18 protein-coding genes and 1 pseudogene are annotated in these 19,148 nt (G+C 57.2%); 7 read left to right on the top strand and 12 right to left on the bottom strand.

The genetic code is table 11. The annotated features are described in order from the left end of the window. Window position 1 precedes the first annotated feature (1 nt). Window positions 2–2,155, top strand: coding sequence for a 3-hydroxyacyl-CoA dehydrogenase NAD-binding domain-containing protein (locus B9Z49_RS08950; RefSeq protein WP_108353233.1), 2,154 nt, complete (start codon window positions 2–4; stop codon window positions 2,153–2,155). 109 nt (window positions 2,156–2,264) lie between these two features. On the opposite strand, the gene B9Z49_RS08945 is transcribed toward B9Z49_RS08950, so the two are convergent. From B9Z49_RS08945 to B9Z49_RS08930, 4 genes are read right to left on the bottom strand one after another with little or no spacing between them, the layout of a single operon-like run. Then, window positions 2,265–3,032 carry an SDR family oxidoreductase gene (locus B9Z49_RS08945; RefSeq protein ID WP_158273462.1) on the bottom strand — a complete coding sequence of 256 codons (768 nt, stop codon included), beginning with the start codon at window positions 3,030–3,032 and terminating at the stop codon, window positions 2,265–2,267. A 23-nt stretch (window positions 3,033–3,055) separates the two neighbouring features. Then, the gene (locus B9Z49_RS08940) at window positions 3,056–4,141 is read right to left on the bottom strand and encodes a mandelate racemase/muconate lactonizing enzyme family protein (protein WP_108353103.1); all 1,086 of its coding nucleotides are present in this window, start codon (window positions 4,139–4,141) and stop codon (window positions 3,056–3,058) included. 9 nt (window positions 4,142–4,150) lie between these two features. Next, window positions 4,151–5,095 (bottom strand): tripartite tricarboxylate transporter substrate binding protein, encoded by a 945-nt coding sequence (locus tag B9Z49_RS08935; protein ID WP_108353102.1) that lies wholly within the window; start codon window positions 5,093–5,095, stop codon window positions 4,151–4,153. A gap of 59 nt (window positions 5,096–5,154) precedes the next feature. After that, a complete protein-coding gene (locus B9Z49_RS08930; protein WP_199225022.1) occupies window positions 5,155–6,042 on the bottom strand; it encodes a TauD/TfdA family dioxygenase in 888 nt (295 codons plus the stop codon). Between the two features lie 74 nt (window positions 6,043–6,116). Here B9Z49_RS08930 and B9Z49_RS08925 point away from each other — a divergent pair, with 74 nt between their 5' ends. Beyond that, window positions 6,117–7,001 carry a LysR family transcriptional regulator gene (locus B9Z49_RS08925; protein WP_108353101.1) on the top strand — a complete coding sequence of 295 codons (885 nt, stop codon included), beginning with the start codon at window positions 6,117–6,119 and terminating at the stop codon, window positions 6,999–7,001. A gap of 265 nt (window positions 7,002–7,266) precedes the next feature. Here B9Z49_RS08925 and B9Z49_RS08915 read toward each other — a convergent pair. The 6 genes and pseudogenes from B9Z49_RS08915 to B9Z49_RS08890 all read right to left on the bottom strand — a co-directional run. Next, window positions 7,267–7,473 (bottom strand): annotated as a pseudogene (locus tag B9Z49_RS08915) (FAD-binding domain-containing protein); the annotation flags it as partial. 26 nt (window positions 7,474–7,499) lie between these two features. After that, on the bottom strand, window positions 7,500–9,836 hold the full coding sequence (gene hsdR / locus B9Z49_RS08910) for an EcoAI/FtnUII family type I restriction enzme subunit R (protein ID WP_108353100.1): 2,337 nt from the start codon (window positions 9,834–9,836) through the stop codon (window positions 7,500–7,502). After that, the gene (locus B9Z49_RS08905) at window positions 9,833–10,300 is read right to left on the bottom strand and encodes a hypothetical protein (RefSeq protein WP_108353099.1); all 468 of its coding nucleotides are present in this window, start codon (window positions 10,298–10,300) and stop codon (window positions 9,833–9,835) included. Before B9Z49_RS08905 ends, hsdR begins: the two co-directional genes overlap by 4 nt. Then, window positions 10,269–10,868 (bottom strand): nucleotidyltransferase domain-containing protein, encoded by a 600-nt coding sequence (locus B9Z49_RS08900; protein WP_108353098.1) that lies wholly within the window; start codon window positions 10,866–10,868, stop codon window positions 10,269–10,271. Before B9Z49_RS08900 ends, B9Z49_RS08905 begins: the two co-directional genes overlap by 32 nt. A gap of 336 nt (window positions 10,869–11,204) precedes the next feature. Next, window positions 11,205–12,359: a restriction endonuclease subunit S gene (locus B9Z49_RS08895; RefSeq protein ID WP_108353097.1), complete on the bottom strand. Its 1,155-nt coding sequence runs from the start codon at window positions 12,357–12,359 to the stop codon at window positions 11,205–11,207. Continuing rightward, window positions 12,356–13,822, bottom strand: a complete 1,467-nt coding sequence (locus B9Z49_RS08890; RefSeq protein WP_108353096.1) for a type I restriction-modification system subunit M — start codon at window positions 13,820–13,822, stop codon at window positions 12,356–12,358. The genes B9Z49_RS08895 and B9Z49_RS08890 overlap by 4 nt, the downstream gene beginning before the upstream one ends. A gap of 166 nt (window positions 13,823–13,988) precedes the next feature. Between B9Z49_RS08890 and B9Z49_RS08885 the strand changes: the two genes are divergently transcribed. From B9Z49_RS08885 to msrA, 4 genes are all read left to right on the top strand, one after another. Then, window positions 13,989–14,228, top strand: coding sequence for a hypothetical protein (locus B9Z49_RS08885; RefSeq protein ID WP_108353095.1), 240 nt, complete (start codon window positions 13,989–13,991; stop codon window positions 14,226–14,228). Beyond that, window positions 14,225–14,506, top strand: a complete 282-nt coding sequence (locus tag B9Z49_RS08880; RefSeq protein WP_108353094.1) for a type II toxin-antitoxin system RelE/ParE family toxin — start codon at window positions 14,225–14,227, stop codon at window positions 14,504–14,506. The genes B9Z49_RS08885 and B9Z49_RS08880 overlap by 4 nt, the downstream gene beginning before the upstream one ends. 168 nt (window positions 14,507–14,674) lie before the next feature. Beyond that, window positions 14,675–15,169 carry a peptide-methionine (R)-S-oxide reductase MsrB gene (gene msrB / locus B9Z49_RS08875; RefSeq protein ID WP_108353093.1) on the top strand — a complete coding sequence of 165 codons (495 nt, stop codon included), beginning with the start codon at window positions 14,675–14,677 and terminating at the stop codon, window positions 15,167–15,169. A gap of 2 nt (window positions 15,170–15,171) precedes the next feature. Further along, window positions 15,172–15,858: a peptide-methionine (S)-S-oxide reductase MsrA gene (msrA, locus tag B9Z49_RS08870; RefSeq protein ID WP_233254570.1), complete on the top strand. Its 687-nt coding sequence runs from the start codon at window positions 15,172–15,174 to the stop codon at window positions 15,856–15,858. A gap of 168 nt (window positions 15,859–16,026) precedes the next feature. On the opposite strand, the gene B9Z49_RS08865 is transcribed toward msrA, so the two are convergent. Then, window positions 16,027–16,332 (bottom strand): addiction module antidote protein, encoded by a 306-nt coding sequence (locus B9Z49_RS08865; protein WP_199225021.1) that lies wholly within the window; start codon window positions 16,330–16,332, stop codon window positions 16,027–16,029. Window positions 16,333–16,338: 6 nt separating this feature from the next. Continuing rightward, window positions 16,339–16,635 (bottom strand): type II toxin-antitoxin system RelE/ParE family toxin, encoded by a 297-nt coding sequence (locus B9Z49_RS08860; RefSeq protein WP_108353091.1) that lies wholly within the window; start codon window positions 16,633–16,635, stop codon window positions 16,339–16,341. A 248-nt stretch (window positions 16,636–16,883) separates the two neighbouring features. Here B9Z49_RS08860 and B9Z49_RS08855 point away from each other — a divergent pair, with 248 nt between their 5' ends. Continuing rightward, a complete protein-coding gene (locus B9Z49_RS08855) occupies window positions 16,884–19,094 on the top strand; it encodes an OsmC domain/YcaO domain-containing protein (RefSeq protein ID WP_108353090.1) in 2,211 nt (736 codons plus the stop codon). The last annotated feature ends 54 nt before the right edge of the window (window positions 19,095–19,148 follow it).

The raw sequence follows: 19,148 nt of genomic DNA, 5'->3' as shown, positions 1-19,148 counted from the left end.
TTTGAAAACACTGCGCTACGAACTGGCGGACGGCATCGCCACCATCACCTTTGACGAGCAAGGCTCGCCAGTCAACACCATGTGCTTGCAATGGCAGGCCGACCTGACCCAGGCGGCCGAGCAGGTGGCCAAAGACAAGGCGTCTTTAAAAGGGATCATCTTGGCTTCGGCCAAGTCCACGTTTTTTGCGGGGGCCGACCTGAAGGGCGTGATGCGTTCCAAAGCCTCAGACGGCCCGCGTGTCTTTGTCGAGATCGAAGGCATCAAGAAAGCTTTTCGCACCATCGAAACCCTGGGCGTGCCCGTGGTCAGTTGCCTCAATGGCTCGGCCCTCGGTGGTGGTTGGGAAGTGGCCTTGATCGGCCACCACCGCATCGCCACGGCCAACCCCAAAACACAATTTGGCTTGCCCGAAGTCACGCTGGGCTTGATTCCCGGCGGCGGTGGCATCACCAAAATGACGCGCCAACTGGGCCTGCTGGCCGCGCAGCCCTATGTTCTGGAGAGCAAACTCTTTGGCCCCGAAGAAGCGCAAAAGCTCGGCCTGGTGCACGAGATTGTGGCCAGCGACGACCAGCTGCGCCCCCGCGCTCTGGCGCACATTGCGGCATCGCAAGGCCAGCCCGAAGCGGCCCAACACCTGTGGGACCGCAAGGACTACAAAATGCCCGGCGGCACGCCGAGCAACCCCAAGATCGCGGGCATGCTGAGCGTGGCCCCTGCAGTGCTCAAACAAAAAACACGTGGCCTTTATCCAGCACCCGAAGCGGCGCTGGCCGCCATGGTCGAAGGCGCGATGGTGGACTTTGACACCGCCATGCGCATCGAAAGCCGTTACCTCGCAGGTCTGATGACCAGCCAGGTGGCGCGCAACATGATCAACACCTTCTTCTTCAACATGAACAGCATCAAGGGCGGCCAAAGCCGCCCTAAGGCTGCACCGCGCTACAAGCCCCAAAAAGTGGGCATTTTGGGCGCGGGCATGATGGGCTCGGGCATTGCGTATTCACAAGCCAGCCGGGGCATCGCCTCGGTGCTCAAAGACGTGAGCGTTGAAGCTGCTGAAAAAGGCAAGGCCTACAGCCACAAGCTCACGCAAAAGCGCGTGGACAAAGGCCGCATGGCGGCGGACAAACAAGCGGCCTTGTTGTCACTCATCCAGCCCACGGCCAGCGCTGCAGACCTCAAGGGCTGCGACCTGATCATCGAGGCTGTGTTTGAAAACCGCGAACTCAAAGCCCGCGTCACGCAAGAGGCCGAGCCCATGCTGGCTGAAGGCGGCTTCTTTGCCAGCAACACCTCGACCTTGCCCATCAGCGGCTTGGCCACGGCCAGCGCCAACCCGAGCAAATTTGTTGGCATCCACTTCTTCAGTCCTGTCGACAAGATGCAGCTGGTGGAGATCATTCGTGGTGCACAGACCGACGACGAAACCATCGCCCGTGCGTATGACTACGTGCAGGCGCTGGGCAAGTTGCCGATTGTGGTGAACGACTCACGCGGCTTTTACACCAGCCGCACCTTTGGCACCTTTGTGATGGAAGGCGCGGCCATGCTGGGCGAGGGCATCCCCGCCCCTGTGATCGAGAACCTGGCCATGCAAGTGGGTATGCCCGTGGGGCCACTGGCCGTGCTGGACGAAACCGCGCTGTCGCTGTCGGTGCATGTGCTGGACCAAACCCGCGAAGACTTCGCCAAAGAAGGCAAAACCCACACCGCCACGCCCGGCGAATTGTTGGTCGAGCGCATGGTCAAAGAGCTCAAGCGCCCAGGCCGCGCCGCAGGCGGTGGTTTTTACGACTACCCCGCTGGCCAGAAAAAAGTGCTGTGGCCTGAACTGAAAACCCGCTTTGAAAAAGCCGACGTGGTCTACAGCCAGCAAGACATCAAAGACCGCCTGCTGTACCGCCAAGCCGTGGAAACCGCCCGCTGCCTGCAAGAAGGCGTGCTGACCTCGGTGCACGACGGCAACATCGGCTCGATCTTCGGCATCGGCTTTCCGGCCTGGACGGGTGGGGCGCTGCAGTTCATCTATGGCCAAGGCGTGGATGCGTTTGCCAAGCGGTGTGCTGAATTGGCGGGGTTGTATGGCGCGGGCTTTGCGCTGACAGCGGACGTGATGGCGAGTTTGAAGCAGCACCAGCCGGTGTATTGAACGACTGAGGCGCGACCCACGGCTCCAAACATACGCAGAGGTGTCAAAACTTCTGCGTTTTTCTTGGACTTCCTGAAATCGGAAGCCCGTTATTTCGCTGCCGTCGTCTTCAATAAGGTATGGCGCGACCAGAGCCACCATCCACCGCGATAGCTTGTCCGGTGATCGCGCTGGCCGCATCGCTGCACAAGAAAACAGCCAGCCGGGCCATGTCTTCAGGTTGCATGAAACGACCTATGGGAATTTCCTTCAGCCTCAGGGCGGTGACTTGTTCGACGGTCATGTTTTCCAGTGCCGCCCATTTTTCAAGAGCCGATTCAAGCCGGGGCGTCCAGGTGTAGCCTGGATGGATCGCATTGACGGTCACCCCGAATGCCCCAACCTGTTCGGCCAGATGCTTCGTGAAATTTGTGACGCCCGCGTTGACCACGCCATTGGTCATTCGGTAGGCGCTGACATCTCGCGCCGTGATGCCCGCCATGTTGACAATGCGCCCCCAGTTCTGGGATTTCATATGCGGTAGAACAGCGCGTGCACAGCGGATGTAGCCCATCAGTTTGATATTGATGTGGTGCTGCCAATCTTCGTCTGACAAGGCGTCGAACTGATTCTGAGAAGAGCTGACAGCATTGTTGATGAGCATGTCGATGCGTCCGAAATGCGCATGGGCACTGGCCACCAGCGCATCGATATCCTGGGGTACAGAGACATCTGCCACCACACTCAGGACATCCAGTCCTTTGGCTTGCAGTGAGGAGCAGGCCTCTTTCAGGGTTGTTTCATGCCGTGCACAAATCACCAGGCGGGCACCTGCCTGTCCCAAATGATGGGCCATCGCATAGCCAATGCCCTTGCTGCCACCGGTGATCAGTGCCACGCGATTTTGAAGATTCAAATGCATCAGGCCTCTGAATGGATGAGTGCTTGCTGAACAGAGAGACGTTGAATCGCAGACATGTCCAGTGCAGGCCAGTAGCCTGTGGGGAGAACAATGCAGCCGTCAGCGAAACACAGGGGCGTTTGGAAAATGTGGTCCTTTGGCTTGAGAAAGCCATTGAACTCACCTGCATTGACGATGGTGGAACGGGCAACACAGGCTTCCATCCAGCAACCAATTTCAGAGGCCACACCGTTGCCAAGCACCCGTTTCATGCCATGCTGGGTGATACTTTCCAGATCGGCCATCAGTGGATCGATGCCACCCGATTTCACGAGTTTCAGCTTGATGTACTGGGCCGCTTGCAGTTGTGCGGCTTTTTCAATGTCCTGTGGTTCGAAGATGGATTCGTCCAGCATCATGGGCACCGGACTGATGCGGGCGACTTGGGCTGCTGCCTCCCAATCTGTGTCCTTGCAGGGTTGCTCAAAGAGTTCAATGAACTGTGGTGACATGCACTGAACAAATTCAACAGCTTGTGCAAGTTGATAGCCTTGGTTGCCATCGAGCCTTAGGGTGGCACGGCCGTTGACGTGCGCCTGTATCCAGGCCAGACGCTCCAGATCGCTCGCCACATCAAAGCCGACTTTGACCTTCAGTGTCTTGAATCCGTTCGCCAAAAGTCGATCCACTTCGTCATGGATCTGGCTCTTGTTTTTGGCGTTGACGGGTGCGAGCATGGGCACGGAGACTGTTTCGGTATGCGGTCCCAGCACAGGGTGGGACATTGCCATTTCGACAGCACTGACCAGAGCCGCCACGGCGTGCGAATGCAAGCTGCGATGTTCAAGCCAAAGTGCCATGGCTTCGTGACAATGCAAGCCGATTGCTTTCTTGGCGTAATGCTGGCAAAAGTCCCACCCGCCCTGCCTTGTCTCATGGGTATAGCCTTCCACAATGGCTGCTTCGCCAAAGCCGACGGCGCCGTCATCTGTGGTCACGATCACCAGCAGGGTTTCCAAAGCGGTGAGTGTGGCAATCGCGCTTGGATAGGGCTCTTTGAAAGGCATGCGCAAGTCATGCAGCTGGATTTTTTCAATTCTGGACAAGAAGAACTTTCATGGAATCATCTTGAGTTGCTTGAGCAACTGCGTGTCGTTGCGTGCCTGCTCGGTGAGCATGTCGGACATTGCTGTACGGCTGATGGTGCCTTCAATCGTGCCCGATTCTTTGAGGTATTTTTGAAACCGTGCCGAAGCAACCCCTGCTTTGATCATGGCGTAGTTGCGTTCGATCAAGGCCTCGGGGGTGCCTTTCTTTATGAACAACCCGCGCCAGTGGTACTTGACGATGTCAATGCCCAATTCTTTGAGCGTGGGCACATCGGGCAATTGGGCCAACCGAGCTTCGCCAGTCTGGGCCAGAATCTTGGTGCGCGGCGAAAAGGTGCCCGCGACACTGACGTTGCTGACAGCGCCTTCGATCTGTTCGCCAATGACTGCGGCAATGGCTTTGCCGCCGCTGTCGTAAGGGATCCAGCTGAAATCGCCATCGACCCTGCGGCTCAATTGCATCATGACCATCTGAAACGGACCACCGATGGCATACCCGCCAATCCGAACATGGTCTTTCTTGACGCGCATTTCTTCGGCAAAGGCACCGAAGTCTTTGAATTTCTGGGGCAGTGCATACAAGGCAAAGGGGTCGAGCTGAACCCGGTAAAGAGGTTCGAAATCGGTCCATTCATGAAGGCGGCCTGGCAATTGCAATATGGAGGTGATGCCTGTCCCATCGGCCAGCATGGTAAGGCCATCGGCAGGCGCTTGTTTCAAGAAAGACATGGCCAATTGACCCGAGGCGCCTGGCTTGGGCTCCACAATCACGTTGCGCCCGGTGGCTTTGCTGATTTCATCGGCCAGTATGCGCAGCATCACATCTTGCGGAGCCCCTGCACCGGAGCCATGCACGATGCGCATGATGGGCTGCTGCTGGCCCCAGCTGGGTGCGGACAAACCCGCCAGTAAGCCCAGGGTCAATATGTGACGTCTTGTGCGGTGAAGCATGTGGTTGTCTCCTAATCGTTGAGAGTCTGAACAGTGGGTGTTGTCGGAAGGGCCGTTATTTAGCGAGATGCGATTTGCGTGCGATACATGAGCCTGCGTGAATGGGGATCAAAAGCATCCCGTTTGTGCAAGGTACAAGTGTTGTCCCACATCATGACGTCGCCAACCGTCCAAACCTGGGTCCAAGTGAAACGATCCTGGGTGGCGTGAGCCCACAGTGCATCCAGCAAGGACTCGCTTTCCTGCAGTGCGAGGCCTTTGATGTAAGCATTGCGGCGACGCCCCAGCATCAAGGCTTTTTTGCCGGTTTGCGGTTGAGTGGTCACCAGGGGATGAACGGCGCCTACCGTTTGTGTGGGGTCGGTGTTGTCGGTAAATCCCAGTCGCAACTCACCGGCACTGTTTCGACTGGCATCGTGTACGCAACTCAGATGTTGAATGCGCTGCTTGAGTTCATCGGACAAGCTGTCGTAGGCCATGTACATGTTGGCAAAGTGGGTGTCTCCACCCGATGGGGGCACTTCCTTGCTGAACAGGCACGCGCCTTTCGGCGGAAATTCGTTGTAGGTCATGTCCGCATGCCAAACAGCTTCGCCATCCCCAAGTGCACCGACCGGTACACCGCCAACTTTCACGTTCGAAATCACGGCAATTTCTGGCGGCAATTCGTCATGCGTCTTGCTCATGCCGTGGCTGACGGTGGGGCGTTTGTCCAAAGGACCAAAATGCTTGGAAAAGGCGATTTGTTGCTCAAAGCTCACATGCCCTTGATTTCTGAACCGGAGAACCAAGTGCTCTTGCCAAGCCTGTCGGATGGTGTCGAGCTGGTGCGCACTCAAGGGCTTTGACAAGTCGATGCCAGCAATGTCAGCTCCAAGTGCTTTATGGGAGGCAATCACCTCCAAGGTGTCAACGTTTTCCATGGCTTGCATCTTGGTGTCCTTCATTTTTGACTGAAATCAAGCGTAAGTGAGTTATATTTATAAGTCAATTTTGTTTTTTTGATGTATTTATAGGAAAAATGAATATAACTTTTCGACAGGTGGAGGTGTTTCTGGCTTTGGCCCGGACTTTGAGTTTCAGTCAGGCGGCCAGGGACTGCCACATCTCGCAGCCCGCGCTCAGTTCCAGCATCAAAAAACTGGAAAGTCTGCTGGGGGCTCAGTTGTTTGATCGTCATACGCGCAAAGTCAAACTCACGGTGGTGGGGCAGGAGTTTTATGCGCTGGCCACAACGCTCGATGAAAGCATCCAGCATTCACAGGTTCGGATTCGGGAATTCATCTCAGGCGAGCGTGGCAAGCTCATGATTGCGGCGGTGCCTTCCTTGGCCGCCGGTTATGCGCCGCGAGCCATTGCCGCATTCCTGCACCGCCACCCTGACATTGATGTGCAATTGGTGGATGTCCTTTCCGACCAGTGTCTGGACATGTTGCGCATAGGCACGGTCGATGTCGCCTTGACGCCAGCCTATGCAGAGGGGCGCGAGTTTCATCAAACAGCGCTGTTCGAGGAGGCCCTGGGAGCGGTGTTGCCGCAGGGGCATGTCTTGACTGAAAAGCAGCTACTTTCATGGGCCGATCTGAAGCCCTATCCCTTGGTGGTGGTGAACTCAACGGGCCATCTCAGGCAAACCATTGATACAGAATTTCGACGACTGGGGTTTCTCTTGGAGCCTGCCTACGAGGTGGCACAAGTGGGCACCATGTTGGGTTTGATCCGCGAAGGCTTGGCTATTGGTGTGCTGTCAAAAACCTTGCTGGAATGCTTTGACCTGGATCACCTGACTTTTCGACCCATTGACAGCCTGTCTGCATTCCGAACAATTTGCCTGATGACTTCGGTGTCCCGGACCCAGACCCCAGCCGTGGATGCCTTCATGAAGGTGTGCATGACCATGCCATGAGTGCCGTTTCACACCGACTTGATCTTAACCCCTCCGACTTTCCCCGCCACCAGGAGCGCAATGCCCGCCAGCGTCAACGGCTCAGTCCACTGCCTGCGCAGCCAGAAGATGTAGTCCAAAGCAGCCAGGGTTTAGAAAATGATCAGCTGACGCGCCCAGGCGGTGGGAAGGCGTTGGCTGGTTGCGTTCCAGCACAGGGCGGCCAGTTACGAATCGAATAGGACAACGATCAGCATGCACTGGCTTTGTGCAGGTGCTGGAGCAGGTCTGTGTCGCAGCTGCTCACATACAGCCAGTTGCCTTGGTTACTGCTCACGTCAAAGTCCACCAGTTGCGACTCGAACCAAGCCGCTCCCGCTCGCCAGTCGTAGGCCAGATCGTTCAGTAAATAGATGGCCAAGATCTGGCGCAAGCGGTTAGAGGTTAAGCCCGTGGCAGCCAGCTCGCGCATGTCCAGGTCCACAATCGTCTGGACTGCGACTGCCAGGTTTCAAAGTTTTAAAGGTAAAGATACCGCTGCATCCCCACAAACGCCTGCCGCACCTGCACCGCATCCCCCAATTCCGCCATCGCGTCATGCAGCGCGTTGTTGTAGCGCAGCTTGAGCAGCGGAGTGAGCTTGTCTGAGTCGAGTTCGTCCACGCCTTGGGTCACGTACTGGTCGAGCACAAAGGCCAAAAACGCTTGTTGCTTTTGCCCATAGGTCACTGCGTTGTGGGCCTTGGCGCGTTGGGCGCGGCTGGCGCGGGTTTCTGTGGGCAGGGCAAAGGCCACGTAGGCCAGCACGTCGAAGAGGTCGCTTTTTTCGGCTTCGATGATGCGTTGCATCTCGCGCAGCGGGTCACGGCCAAAGCCTTTGTCGGCCAGGCCGCCGAGCAGAGCCTTGCGCGTGGTCGGGTCGGCCCACAGGGTGCGCAGCTCGTCTTCGTTCTTGAAGAACTCGGGCAGGGCGCCAAACAGGCTTTCCAAAAACTGCGCGGGTGACAGGGGCTTGCCGTCTGGGCCCCAGTAGCTGGTGGAGGTGATGTGCTGGATGGTACGGGTTTTGCCGTCGGCCAGCTTGACCACCAGCTTGCCCGGACGGTCTTCGCCCGGCATGCTCGCCTTGGGTGGTTCGGTCGGGTCTTGCGGTTGCCAGCTCGGGGGCAAAGGCTTTTCGGTCGGTGCCTCGGGCTCCACAGGTTCGCCGTCCCATTCCGGGTCGCTGAACAGGTGGTGCGCCTTCACAAAGTCATAGATCGTGAAGTAGTCCTTGCCGTCATACAGGCGCGTGCCGCGCCCGATGATTTGCTTGAACTCGATCATCGAATTCACAGGCCGCATCAACACGATGTTGCGCACGTTGCGGGCGTCCACGCCTGTCGAGAGTTTTTGCGACGTGGTCAGGATGGTGGGCAGCGATTTTTCGTTGTCCTGAAACTGGCTCAGGTGCTGCTCACCCAGCTTGCCGTCATCAGAGGTAACACGCACGCAGTAGTCAGGCGCGGGGCTGATCTTCATCTGGTTGATCAGGTCACGCACAAGCAGGGCGTGTGGCTGGGTGGCGCAAAACACGATGGTTTTTTCGCGCTGGTCGATGCTGTCCATGAACAGCTTGACGCGGTAGGCCTCACGCTCTTTGATTTCGATGCTGCGGTTGAAGTCTTTTTCTTCGTAGCGCTTGCCTTGCTGCACTTCGCCGTCCAGCACCATGTCGTCGGCGGTGTAGACGTAATCGTCCAGCGTGGTCACGATCTGCTTGACGCGAAACGGCGTCAAAAAGCCATCGTTGATGCCGTCCTTGAGCGAGTAGGTGTAAACCGGGTCACCAAAATAGCCATAGGTGTCGGCGTTGATCGTGCGCTTGGGCGTGGCCGTGAGGCCCAGCTGCACGGCGGGGCTGAAGTACTCCAGAATCGCCCGCCAGCTGCCTTCGTCATTCGCGCCGCCCCGGTGGCACTCGTCGATGATGATGAAGTCAAAAAAGTCCGGCGGGTATTCGCCAAAGTAGGGGGTCTCCCCCGGCCCGCTCATGAAGGTCTGGAAGATCGTGAAGAACACGCTGCCGTTCTTGGGCACACGGCCTTTTTTCTTGATGTCGCTGGGGTCGATGCGAACCACCGCATCTTCGGGGAAGGGCGAGAACGCGGTGAACGCCTGATCGGCCAGGATGTTGCGGTCTGCCAGAAAGAGGATGCGTGGGCGGCGACTGGGCTCTGTGTCCTCTTTCCAGTCCTTGAGGTTCCAGCGGCTGTGAAACAGCTTCCACGCCAGCTGAAACGCGATGAAGGTTTTGCCCGTGCCTGTGGCCAGCGTCAGCAGCACACGGTCTTTGCCATTGGCCACCGCCTCCAGCACGCGGGTGATGGCGCTCTCTTGGTAATAGCGGCCCGTCCAGGTGCCGCCTTTGTCTTCGAGCGGTACGGCGGCAAAACGTTTGCGCCAGGCGGCGGCTTGCGCTTCGCTTTCGCCAAAGGCCATGTCCCACAGCTCGTCGGGCGTGGGGTAGCGGGCCACTTGCGCTTCAGCCCCCGTGTGCATGTCGATGCCGTAGATGCCCTGGCCGTTGGTGGCGAACGCGCGCCGAATAGCCAGTTTGGCCGCGTAGCTCTTGGCCTGGCCCACGCCCTCGGTCAGCGGCTTGGCCCAGGCTTTGGCCTCGATCACAGCCAGCTTGGTGTTGCGGTAGACCAGCACATAGTCCGCAATGTCGGCCCGCGCCCGCTTGCCCGCGCCTTGCAGGCGGCCCACCGTGATGTTGTGCTCGCGCAAGATACGGCTGCCATCCACCGGGCCCCAGCCCGCGGCGGCAAGGGCCGGGTCGATGTGTTCGGCGCGGGTTTCGGCTTCGTTCATGGCTGCAGGCCTCGGGTGAGCAGTTTGGCGTGGTGCTCGGCAAACCAGTTGGCCACGGTTTTCAGAAAGGACTCGACCAGTTCAAGCGCCTCTGCCAGTTCATCAGAATCGACTTGAAAGCCAGCCCGGTATTTGCGGTTGCGCCAATCGCGCAGGGTGTCCAGTTCGTCGAAGGCCATGACACTCAGAGATACCGCTTGTGCGGCCCCCTCAAGTGCTGCGGCATGGTGGCCTTTGTCACTGGTGATGCGCCAGCCCTGCGCAGCAGCCACAGCCAGGCAAGCCATCAGCACGGCGTCCCAGGCCGCGTCCATGCGGGTGCCGGATGACACGGCGGTTTGCCGAGCATCCGTCAACTTGACCTGCGCACTCTGCAGCCAAGCCACTGCGTCCTTGGCGTTGGTCGCTTGCTGTTTGACGGGTGCATCTGGTTCACTGGCCAGGCGCTGAAAAGATCGCAGCATCAAAATGTCCAATCAGCGGAATGCGAGGGCTTTGGGCGACCTCTTGGGCAAAGCTTTCACGGTTTAGTACCTGTTTTCTGAATGCTTCTATCGTACACGCAGTGGCGTGCACCTTACGGCCCAACTGGCGACCTGCAGGCCTGAGTGCGGCGTTGACCTTGAGTTCAGAAGCCGTGCCCAGAATCAGCACGTCGACATCGCTGTTGGCTGTTGCTTCGCCCCGCGCTACCGAGCCAAACACCAGGGCCACTTCGATCCCAACCAGCTTCTCAAGTGTTTCCCGCAGCGTACGCACCAGCGCGCTGTCTTGCTGCATGAGGGTGACCAGCGGTGCCAGTTGGGGGTCTGTGCTGGCGTAATAGCGGGGCAGGCCATCTTGCTGACGGCGCTGCACCAGGCCCGCCTCTGCCCAGCGCTTGAGCAGCCGCGCCGTGTTGCCGGGGTCGATGCTTGAGGCTGCAGCCAGCTCACGCGGACCAAATCCCCGACCCGGTTCGGCAAACAGTGCTTGCAACACTTTGAATCGGGCCTGACCGCCAAAAACCTCGATGAGCTGGACTTCGTTCATGATTTGATGTTTAATTGACAACGATGTTGTCGAATATACATCATTGTAGTCAAATTTACAACGGGGCCGATATTGGGTGCTGTTTGATGTCTTTTCGCCAAATCAGAAGGCATAAAGCGAAAGGCGGACATCGGCCACTTCACGCAGTGTGCCAGAGCCGATAGAGACCATATAGAGGATGTCCTCTATATGGTTTGCCGTAGTGACAAACTCTCACAGACTACACATCAAAAGACTGGTTTGCTTGCTTACCTTTGACCATGTTGTTGACGTCAACAACATGGTCTTCTTCCACATCAGTCGGTTACAGCGAGTAACCTACTGATAAGTCCGTTTTCATAACTGCCCGCTGAAGGCTTGGTGCAGCAGGGATTTTTTGAGGTCGTCGAGGGCGGTGAGTTTTTGCTCGTGAATGGTTGCCAATTGGTCGCACTGCTCTTGCATGTCAAACAGCCTCTCAACAATGGACTGCTGCGCAGTAGTGGATTCAGGAATTGGGATTGGAATGGAGTTCAGGGCTTTTTGGTTTAGCTTAGGTTGCGCGGCACCAGTGATGTATTCATCGAGTGGAATGCTTTCCAGGTAAAGCTCGACGAACTTTTGGGTTGCCATGTCGTCAAACTTGAGGATGTGCGCGTGGTTATTAACCCAGTACTTACCCGATGCAGGAAACGCGATGGGTGTCGAGCGTGCAAGCAGGTTGGCACCATCCTCGGAAATTAATAGGTGGTCGCCGTCAAATATGTAGCCATCAACATAGTCCACGATGCCCGATGCGCCGTAGTACGGGTATTCACCAGAGCGTCGATCACTTTTAGTGATGGGAATCCGTTTGCTGTCGAGATTAGTTGCTAGCTGATCGAGGGTTCGGTTGGGCCAGCCTGTTGCATGGTCTGAAAACAAATCACTCGCCACACTTCGATACAAAGCGCGGGCGTTTTGGAGGTTCTTTTCGGCGTTGGCTTTGGCGGTGGCGATGTCGGCAAAGGCTTCGTCGAGGAGGGTGACGATGCGGTGTTGTTCTTCAAATGACGGCAAAGGAATCTTTATTTCCTTGAGGATGCTGACCGAAGCAACGTTTTGAATTGCAGCACCGCCAGCTTGTTCCTTAAGCATTTCTTGAAAGTCTTGGCTATCCATCCAGTACTTTAAGAAAAAGCTGTGAATTGCTTTGCTGGGAGTCAACTTTAGAAGGGCTTGATTGATGATCCCGTGTTTTATCTCTTCAGGAACAACGGCAACCTTGCCCATCGTCCCTGAGCAACTCATGATCAAGTCGTTTGCACGCAATTCAAAGCGTTCCATTTCTGAAAACTTATTTTCATCAATGAAATATCGGATTTGATCGAACTGGTTGTAGATAGCGTGCTGCTGCTCATAAACAGCAAAGCCTTTTGGGACAAAAATTTCCTTTTTTAAACTTCCTCCAAACGGGCCTCTGACGAAGCTGCAGACATCACCGAGATTTCGCCTTTGCCACCCCGTCGTCATGCCAACAACCCCCGAATATTCCCCAACACCTCTGCCGCCTCGGCATCCAGCGCGGCGATCTCATCCAGGATGTCCGCCGGGCTGCGGTGCACCACTTCTTCACCGCCGTTCGGGTTTTTCACCGACAGGTCAAAGGTGTCCAGGTTCACGCTGTTGGCCGCCACGCTCCAGCTCTTGGGCGAGTCGGCAAAGGTTTTTTGCAGCTGCACAAACTCCACCAGGTCCGCATCGTTCAGCGGGTTGGTTTTGCCCATGTTGCGGCCGGGGTCCAATTGGTAGAACCAGGTCTTGCTTGTCGGTTCGCCTTTGGTGAAGAACAGCACCACGGTTTTGACGCCTGCGCCCTGAAAGGTGCCGCCGGGGCAGTCCAGCACGGTGTGCAGGTTGCAATCCGTCAGCAGCTGTTTGCGCAGGGCCACGCTGGCGTTGTCGGTGTTGCTAAGGAATGTGTTTTTAATCACCACCGCCCCACGGCCCCCGGCACGCAGGCTTTTGATGAAGTGTTGCATGAACAAGAAGGCGGTTTCCCCTGTTTTGATGGGGAAGTTTTGCTGCACCTCTTTGCGCTCTTTGCCACCAAAGGGCGGGTTGGCCAGGATGACGTCAAAGCGGTCGCGCTCTTGGATGTCGTTGATGTTTTCGCCCAGCGTATTGGTGTGCACGATGTTGGGCGCCTCGATGCCGTGCAGGATCATGTTCATGATGCCGATCACATACGCAAGGCTCTTTTTCTCTTTGCCGTAGAAGGTGCGTTTTTGCAGCGTCTCCAGGTCGTCGGCCTTGGTGGCTTTAGGGCTCAGGTAGGCAAAGGCTTCGCACAAAAAGCCAGCCGAGCCGCAGGCCGCGTCGTATATGCGTTCGCCAATTTGGGGCTGAATCACCTCGATCATGGCGCGGATCAGCGGGCGCGGTGTGTAGTATTCGCCGCCGTTGCGCCCGGCGTTGCCCATGTTTTTGATCTTGGCTTCGTACAGGTGCGACAGCTCGTGTTTTTGCGCCTGGCTGCCAAAGCGCAGTTCGTCGATGCGGTCGATCACATCACGCAGGTTGTAGCCGCTTTGGATTTTGTTGGTGATCTCACTGAACACTTCACCGATTTTGTATTCGATGGTCTGCGGCCCGCTGGCGCGTTGCTTGAAGCCTGCCAAATACGGAAACAGTTTGCCGTTGACAAAGGCTTTGAGGTCGTCGCCCGTCATGGCGGCGTTGTGGTCGATCTTGCCGTCAGCGCCCTGACCAGAGATTTTTGGCGCGGCCCATGCGGCCCAGCGGTAGGGCTCGCTCAAGATGAATTGGTAGTCACGCCCCTCCAGCACCGCCTCGGTGGCTTTGTCGGCTTCGAGGGCGTCGAGGTACTTTAAAAACAGCAGCCAGGAGGATTGCTCGGTGTAGTCCAGTTCGCTGGTGCACCCCGCGTCTTTGTGCAGGATGTCATCGATATTTTTAAAGGTTTGTTCGAACATAGGTTTGCATTTTAGGGGCGAGGCGCAGCCGAGCTAGTTGGCGCAGGCCATATGGGCAGTTGTCCGTTGACGTCAACTTCGTGCCAGCACACTGCGGTCAGAAATAAATGGCTTGTGGATGGCGTGTTGTCTAACTACAATTGTGGTAAATCCTGAAGGGCACACCATGACCACCGTTTCCATGCGCATTGACGAGTCTTTGGTCGGCGCAGCCCGTGTGGCTGCCAAGGCGGAATTTCGCACCGTGCAGGGGCAGGTCGAGTTCTGGGCCAAAGTGGGACGTGCCGCTCTTGACAACCCCGATTTGCCTGCATCTTTCATTGCCGAAAGCCTGATGAGTCTGGCCGAGCCGCGAGAAGACAGCGCAGCTTTTGTCCCTCGCAGCCGAGCCAGCTCGCAGGCATGAGTTGGCAGGTGCAGCAAACGCGGCGCTTTGCCCGCGTGTACAAAAAATTGACCCAAATCAGCCTGATCGCTGACACCGATGCGGCGGTGGAGGCGGTGGCCGAAAATCCTGACGTGGGTGAGCGCAAAAAAGGCGATCTGGGCCAGCTCTGGGTGTACAAGTTTCGCAGCCAAGGCCAGCTGTATCTGCTCGGCTACACCCGAGAAGAAGCCGTGCGTTTGATCTATTTGGAAGCCCTGGGGCCGCATGAGAATTTTTACAGGGATTTGAAGCGCTGAGGGTTGGCAATTTAAGGATGCTGCCATACGCCGCTTTCAGGCATCAGCGCATGCGGCGTAAAAACAGGACAATTCAGCTCAAAAGTCGGATCGCGCTGTAACTTTTCGCAACTCCTACACGAATCGATTTATGAAGCCCCGTGTTTCATCCACAAACAAGGTATTCCCATGAAGCGACGCAACATATTCCAACTTTTTTGGGCCTGGTTAGCCAGCGCCACGGTGCCCATGAGCGCGGCAGCGGCCAACTTTCCTCTCAAGAAAACCAAAGCCGAGTGGCGCAAGTTGGTCTCGCCGAGTGCGTATGAGGTGCTGTTTGAACATGGCACCGAGCGCCCGGGCAGCAGCCCGCTGAATGCCGAGAAGCGGCCTGGCACCTTTGTGTGTGTGGCTTGCAACTTGCCCTTGTTCAGTGCGGCACACAAATACGAGAGCGGCACGGGTTGGCCCAGCTTTTTCCAAGGCTTACCCAATGCTTTGGGCACCACCACCGATTTCAAGCTCATCTACCCGCGCACCGAATACCACTGCTCGCGCTGTGGCGGGCACCATGGTCATGTGTTTGATGACGGGCCCAAGCCCACGGGCAAGCGCTTTTGCAACAACGGCGTGGCCTTGGCGTTTGTGCCAGAAGGCCAAACGCTTCCCGCTTTGAGGACATGACCATGAACAAACCACCCGTTTTGAGGCCCCTGCGTTGGTTCGCCATGGCTCTGACCGCAGTCGCGCTTTTGGTGGCCGCTTGCTCGCCCAGCCTGACGTCCAGCGCTGGCCAAACACCTGCGACCTTGGCCACGCCTACCGTGGTGGAGGCTGCACCCACGGTCAACGGCAAGCCCATGGCTTACGCCTTGTTTGCCGGTGGCTGTTTCTGGTGCATCGAGGCAGACTTTGAAAAAATGACCGGTGTTTTGGCTGTTGATTCGGGCTACACCGCTGGCAAAACGCCCAATCCCACATACGCGCAAGTCAGTGCCGGGAACACGGGCCATACCGAGGCGGTGAGGGTGCTGTACGACCCCAGCCAAGTGAGTTACGCGCAATTGGTCGACTACTTTTGGCGGCACATCGACCCGACCGTCAAAGACCAGCAGTTTTGTGACGTGGGCTCCCATTACCGAAGTGGCATCTATTGGCAAAATGAAACGGAACGCACCATCGCCGAGTCCAGCCGTGACGCCCTGATCAGCAGCGGCCGCTTCACCACCATTCACACCGAACTGGCACCAGCCTCGGCGTTTCATCTGGCCGAGGACTACCACCAGGATTACTACAAGAAGAACGAACTGCGCTACAACTATTACCGTTTGAGTTGCGGGCGGGACGCTCGGGTCAAAAAACTCTGGGGTTGAAACCCCTGCGCCTTCCCATTCGCCCGCGCTGGGTCTGCGGCTTTGGCTGTTCAATGACACTCACCAGTCGCCCCACCGTGGGCGCATTTTTGGAAAATGGTCGGGTTGCAGCAAAGGGAGATGAGTGATTTCCACAGTCAAAAGCTTCAGCAGAGAATTGCAAGCGGCTTAAGTTTGCATCGGCTGCGCCACCAGCTTCACCCCCAGCGCGGTGCAGACTCGGGCAATCGTGTCAAAGCGCGGATGCGATGTGGGGCGCAGGGCTTTATAGAGGGCTTCGCGGGTCAGGCCTGAAGCTCGTGCCACTTCGGTCATGCCGCGTGCCCGGGCGATGGTGCCCAGCGCGTGGGTCAGCTCGGCGGGGTCGTTTTCTTCCAGCACCAGCGTCAGGTAGTTGGCCACATCCTCATCGGTCTTGAGGTATTCGGCCATGTCGAAGTCAGGCAAGTCGGCGACTTTGATTTTTCGGGTCATGCTCAATTACTCCGTGAGGGTTCTACTCAATGCAATGGCACGGGCGATGTCGTCAGACTGCGTGGACTTATCGCCACCGCCCAGCATCACGATCAGCATGCCGTCTCGCTCGACAAAATACATGCGCCAGCCGGGGCCAAAGAACTCTCGCATTTCGCTGACGCCTTCGCCTACTGGAGCCACATCGCCCAGCAAACCGCGCTGGACTTTTTCGAGCCGTCGGGTCAGTCGAATGCGTGTCATGCCATCCCTCAGGCTGGCCAGCCACTCATCAAACTCGGGCATGCGTTTGATCGTGTGCATCGTGATTGTAATCAGTTGTTCACACTTCACAAGTGTGTTGGAGTCAAAAATAGCTGAAGACTAGCCACATACCAACATTAAAAATAGATTATTAAGTAATATTTTTTATTTTTGGCATGGGGTTGAACTTAAAAGAAAACCGCTGTGGTGCATCACTCAGGCAAACTACCCCCCTTCGTTAACGTTCACAGCTGCTGATCGACCTTTTGTCGACCGCTGGGCCGCCTTAATTCCCCTGGAACCACAGCATGGAAATCAAAGTCAATTTTCTCGACAAACTGCGCCTGGAGGCCAAGTTTGACGACTTCACCGTGCTGGCTGATCAGCCCATTCGCTACAAGGGCGACGGCTCGGCACCGGGCCCGTTCGATTATTTTTTGGCCTCCTCGGCTTTGTGTGCGGCGTATTTTGTGAAGCTGTACTGCGAGACCCGCAATATCTCCACCGAGCACATTCGCCTGTCGCAAAACAACATCGTGGACCCCGACAACCGCTACCTGCAGACCATCAAGATTCAGGTGGAGTTGCCGGCCGACATGTCCGACAAGGACCGCCAAGGCATCTTGCGGTCCATCGATCGTTGCACGGTCAAAAAGGCGATTCAAGCGGGCCCCACTTTCATCGTTGAAGCGGTGGACAACCTGGACGCCGACGCGCAGGCCTTGCTTACGATTAAGGCCGATACGCAAGAGCAGACCTTTATCGCGGGCAAGGACTTGCCGCTGGAGCAGACCATCGCCAACATGACGGCGGTCTTGTCCAAATTGGGCATCAAGATCGAGATCGCGTCCTGGCGCAACCTGGTGCCCAATGTGTGGTCGCTGCACATCCGCGACGCGCATTCGCCCATGTGCTTCACCAACGGCAAGGGCTCCACCAAAGAGAGCGCCTTGGCCTCGGCGCTGGGTGAATACATCGAGCGGCTGAACAACAACCACTTCTATGCAGGCGTATTTTTTGGTGAAGACATCGCGCAGGCCGACTTTGTACACGACCCCCGCGAGCGTTGGTTTCAGCCGGGCAAGCGCGACGCGCTGCCCAAAGGCTTGTTGGACGAACACTGCTTGGTCATTTACAACCCTGACGGCGAACTCAAGGCATCGCACCTGTTCGACACCAACTCGGGCAACCCCTCGCGCGGCATTTGTGCGTTGCCCTATGTGCGCCAGTCCGACGGTGAGGTGGTGTACTTCCCGTCGAACTTGGTGGAAAACCTGTTTGTGAGCAACGGCATGAGCGCGGGCAACACGCTGGTTGAAGCGCAGGTGCAGTGCCTGTCGGAAATTTTTGAGCGTGCCGTCAAGCGCGAGATCATTGAATGTGAAATGGCCTTGCCCGATGTGCCGCCAGCGGTGCTCGCGAAGTACCCCAGCATCGTGGTCGGCATCGAGGCTTTGGAGGCGCAGGGCTTCCCGGTTTTGGTCAAAGACGCTTCGCTGGGCGGTGTGTACCCGGTGATGTGCGTGACCCTGATGAACCCGCGCACGGGCGGCGTGTTCGCGTCTTTTGGTGCGCACCCCCGGCTGGAGGTGGCGCTGGAGCGCAGCTTGACCGAGCTGCTGCAGGGCCGCAGTTTTGAGGGTCTGAACGACTTGCCCGCGCCCACCTTCATCAGCAATGCGGTGACCGAGCCCAACAACTTTGTGGAGCACTTCATCGACTCCAGCGGCGTGGTGTCGTGGCGGTTTTTCAGCGCCCAATCGGATCATGAATTTGTGGAGTGGGACTTTGCAGGTGAGGGCGAAGACGCCACTGCGCAAGAGGCCGTCACGCTGTTCGGCATCTTGCAGGCCATGGGCAAAGAAGCCTATGTGGCGGTGCATGACCAACTGGGCGCCACCGCCTGTCGCATCTTGGTGCCGGGCTATTCCGAGGTGTACCCGGTCGACGACCTGATTTGGGACAACACCAACAAAGCACTTTTGTTCCGTGCCGATGTGCTTAATTTGCACCGCCTGGACGACGAGGCACTGACGGCATTGCAGGGCCGCTTGGAGAACAACGAGCTCGACGATTACCTGGACATCGCCACCCTGATCGGCATCGAGTTCGACGACAACACGGTGTGGGGGCAGCTCACGGTGATGGAGCTCAAACTATTGATCCACCTGGCATTGCAGCAATTGGAAGAAGCCCACGAATTGGTGGGCGCTTTCTTGCAATACAACGACAACACGGTAGATCGCCGCTTGTTTTACCAGGCGTTGAATGTGGTGCTGGAGGTGACGCTGGATGAGGACCTGGACTTGGCGGATTACGCCGTCAACTTCCGTCGCATGTTCGGCAACGAGCGCATGGATGCGGCCATTGGCTCGGTGGAAGGCAGCGTGCGCTTTCATGGCCTCACGCCCACCAGCCTCAAGCTGGAAACTCTGGACCGGCATCAGCGCCTGCTCGACAGCTACAAAAAACTGCACGCGGCTCGGGCGCATGTGGCAGCGAGGCAGGCCGTGGCTTAAACCTGCCATACGGGCAGCCACCTCCAAAACAACGGCGCCCTTGGGTGCCGTTGT

The organism is Limnohabitans sp. 2KL-51 (genome assembly GCF_003063645.1).
Taxonomy (GTDB): Bacteria; Pseudomonadota; Gammaproteobacteria; order Burkholderiales; family Burkholderiaceae_C; genus Limnohabitans_A.
The sequence above is the reverse complement of the archived record's forward strand: the minus strand, read 5'-3'. Positions and strand labels throughout refer to the sequence as shown.

Excerpts from the sequence above, each read along its gene's own strand:
- B9Z49_RS08905 (WP_108353099.1), bottom strand. The coding sequence starts at position 10,300 with ATGCTGCGATCTTTTCAGCGCCTGGCCAGTGAACCAGATGCACCCGTC.
- B9Z49_RS08865 (WP_199225021.1), bottom strand. The coding sequence starts at position 16,332 with ATGACCCGAAAAATCAAAGTCGCCGACTTGCCTGACTTCGACATGGCC.
- B9Z49_RS08935 (WP_108353102.1), bottom strand. The coding sequence starts at position 5,095 with ATGCTTCACCGCACAAGACGTCACATATTGACCCTGGGCTTACTGGCG.
- B9Z49_RS08930 (WP_199225022.1), bottom strand. The coding sequence starts at position 6,042 with ATGAAGGACACCAAGATGCAAGCCATGGAAAACGTTGACACCTTGGAG.
- msrB (WP_108353093.1), top strand. The coding sequence starts at position 14,675 with ATGAAGCGACGCAACATATTCCAACTTTTTTGGGCCTGGTTAGCCAGC.
- B9Z49_RS08890 (WP_108353096.1), bottom strand. The coding sequence starts at position 13,822 with ATGTTCGAACAAACCTTTAAAAATATCGATGACATCCTGCACAAAGAC.
- B9Z49_RS08900 (WP_108353098.1), bottom strand. The coding sequence starts at position 10,868 with ATGAACGAAGTCCAGCTCATCGAGGTTTTTGGCGGTCAGGCCCGATTC.
- B9Z49_RS08925 (WP_108353101.1), top strand. The coding sequence starts at position 6,117 with ATGAATATAACTTTTCGACAGGTGGAGGTGTTTCTGGCTTTGGCCCGG.
- msrA (WP_233254570.1), top strand. The coding sequence starts at position 15,172 with ATGAACAAACCACCCGTTTTGAGGCCCCTGCGTTGGTTCGCCATGGCT.
- hsdR (WP_108353100.1), bottom strand. The coding sequence starts at position 9,836 with ATGAACGAAGCCGAAACCCGCGCCGAACACATCGACCCGGCCCTTGCC.
- B9Z49_RS08860 (WP_108353091.1), bottom strand. The coding sequence starts at position 16,635 with ATGCACACGATCAAACGCATGCCCGAGTTTGATGAGTGGCTGGCCAGC.
- B9Z49_RS08895 (WP_108353097.1), bottom strand. The coding sequence starts at position 12,359 with ATGACGACGGGGTGGCAAAGGCGAAATCTCGGTGATGTCTGCAGCTTC.
- B9Z49_RS08885 (WP_108353095.1), top strand. The coding sequence starts at position 13,989 with ATGACCACCGTTTCCATGCGCATTGACGAGTCTTTGGTCGGCGCAGCC.
- B9Z49_RS08855 (WP_108353090.1), top strand. The coding sequence starts at position 16,884 with ATGGAAATCAAAGTCAATTTTCTCGACAAACTGCGCCTGGAGGCCAAG.
- B9Z49_RS08880 (WP_108353094.1), top strand. The coding sequence starts at position 14,225 with ATGAGTTGGCAGGTGCAGCAAACGCGGCGCTTTGCCCGCGTGTACAAA.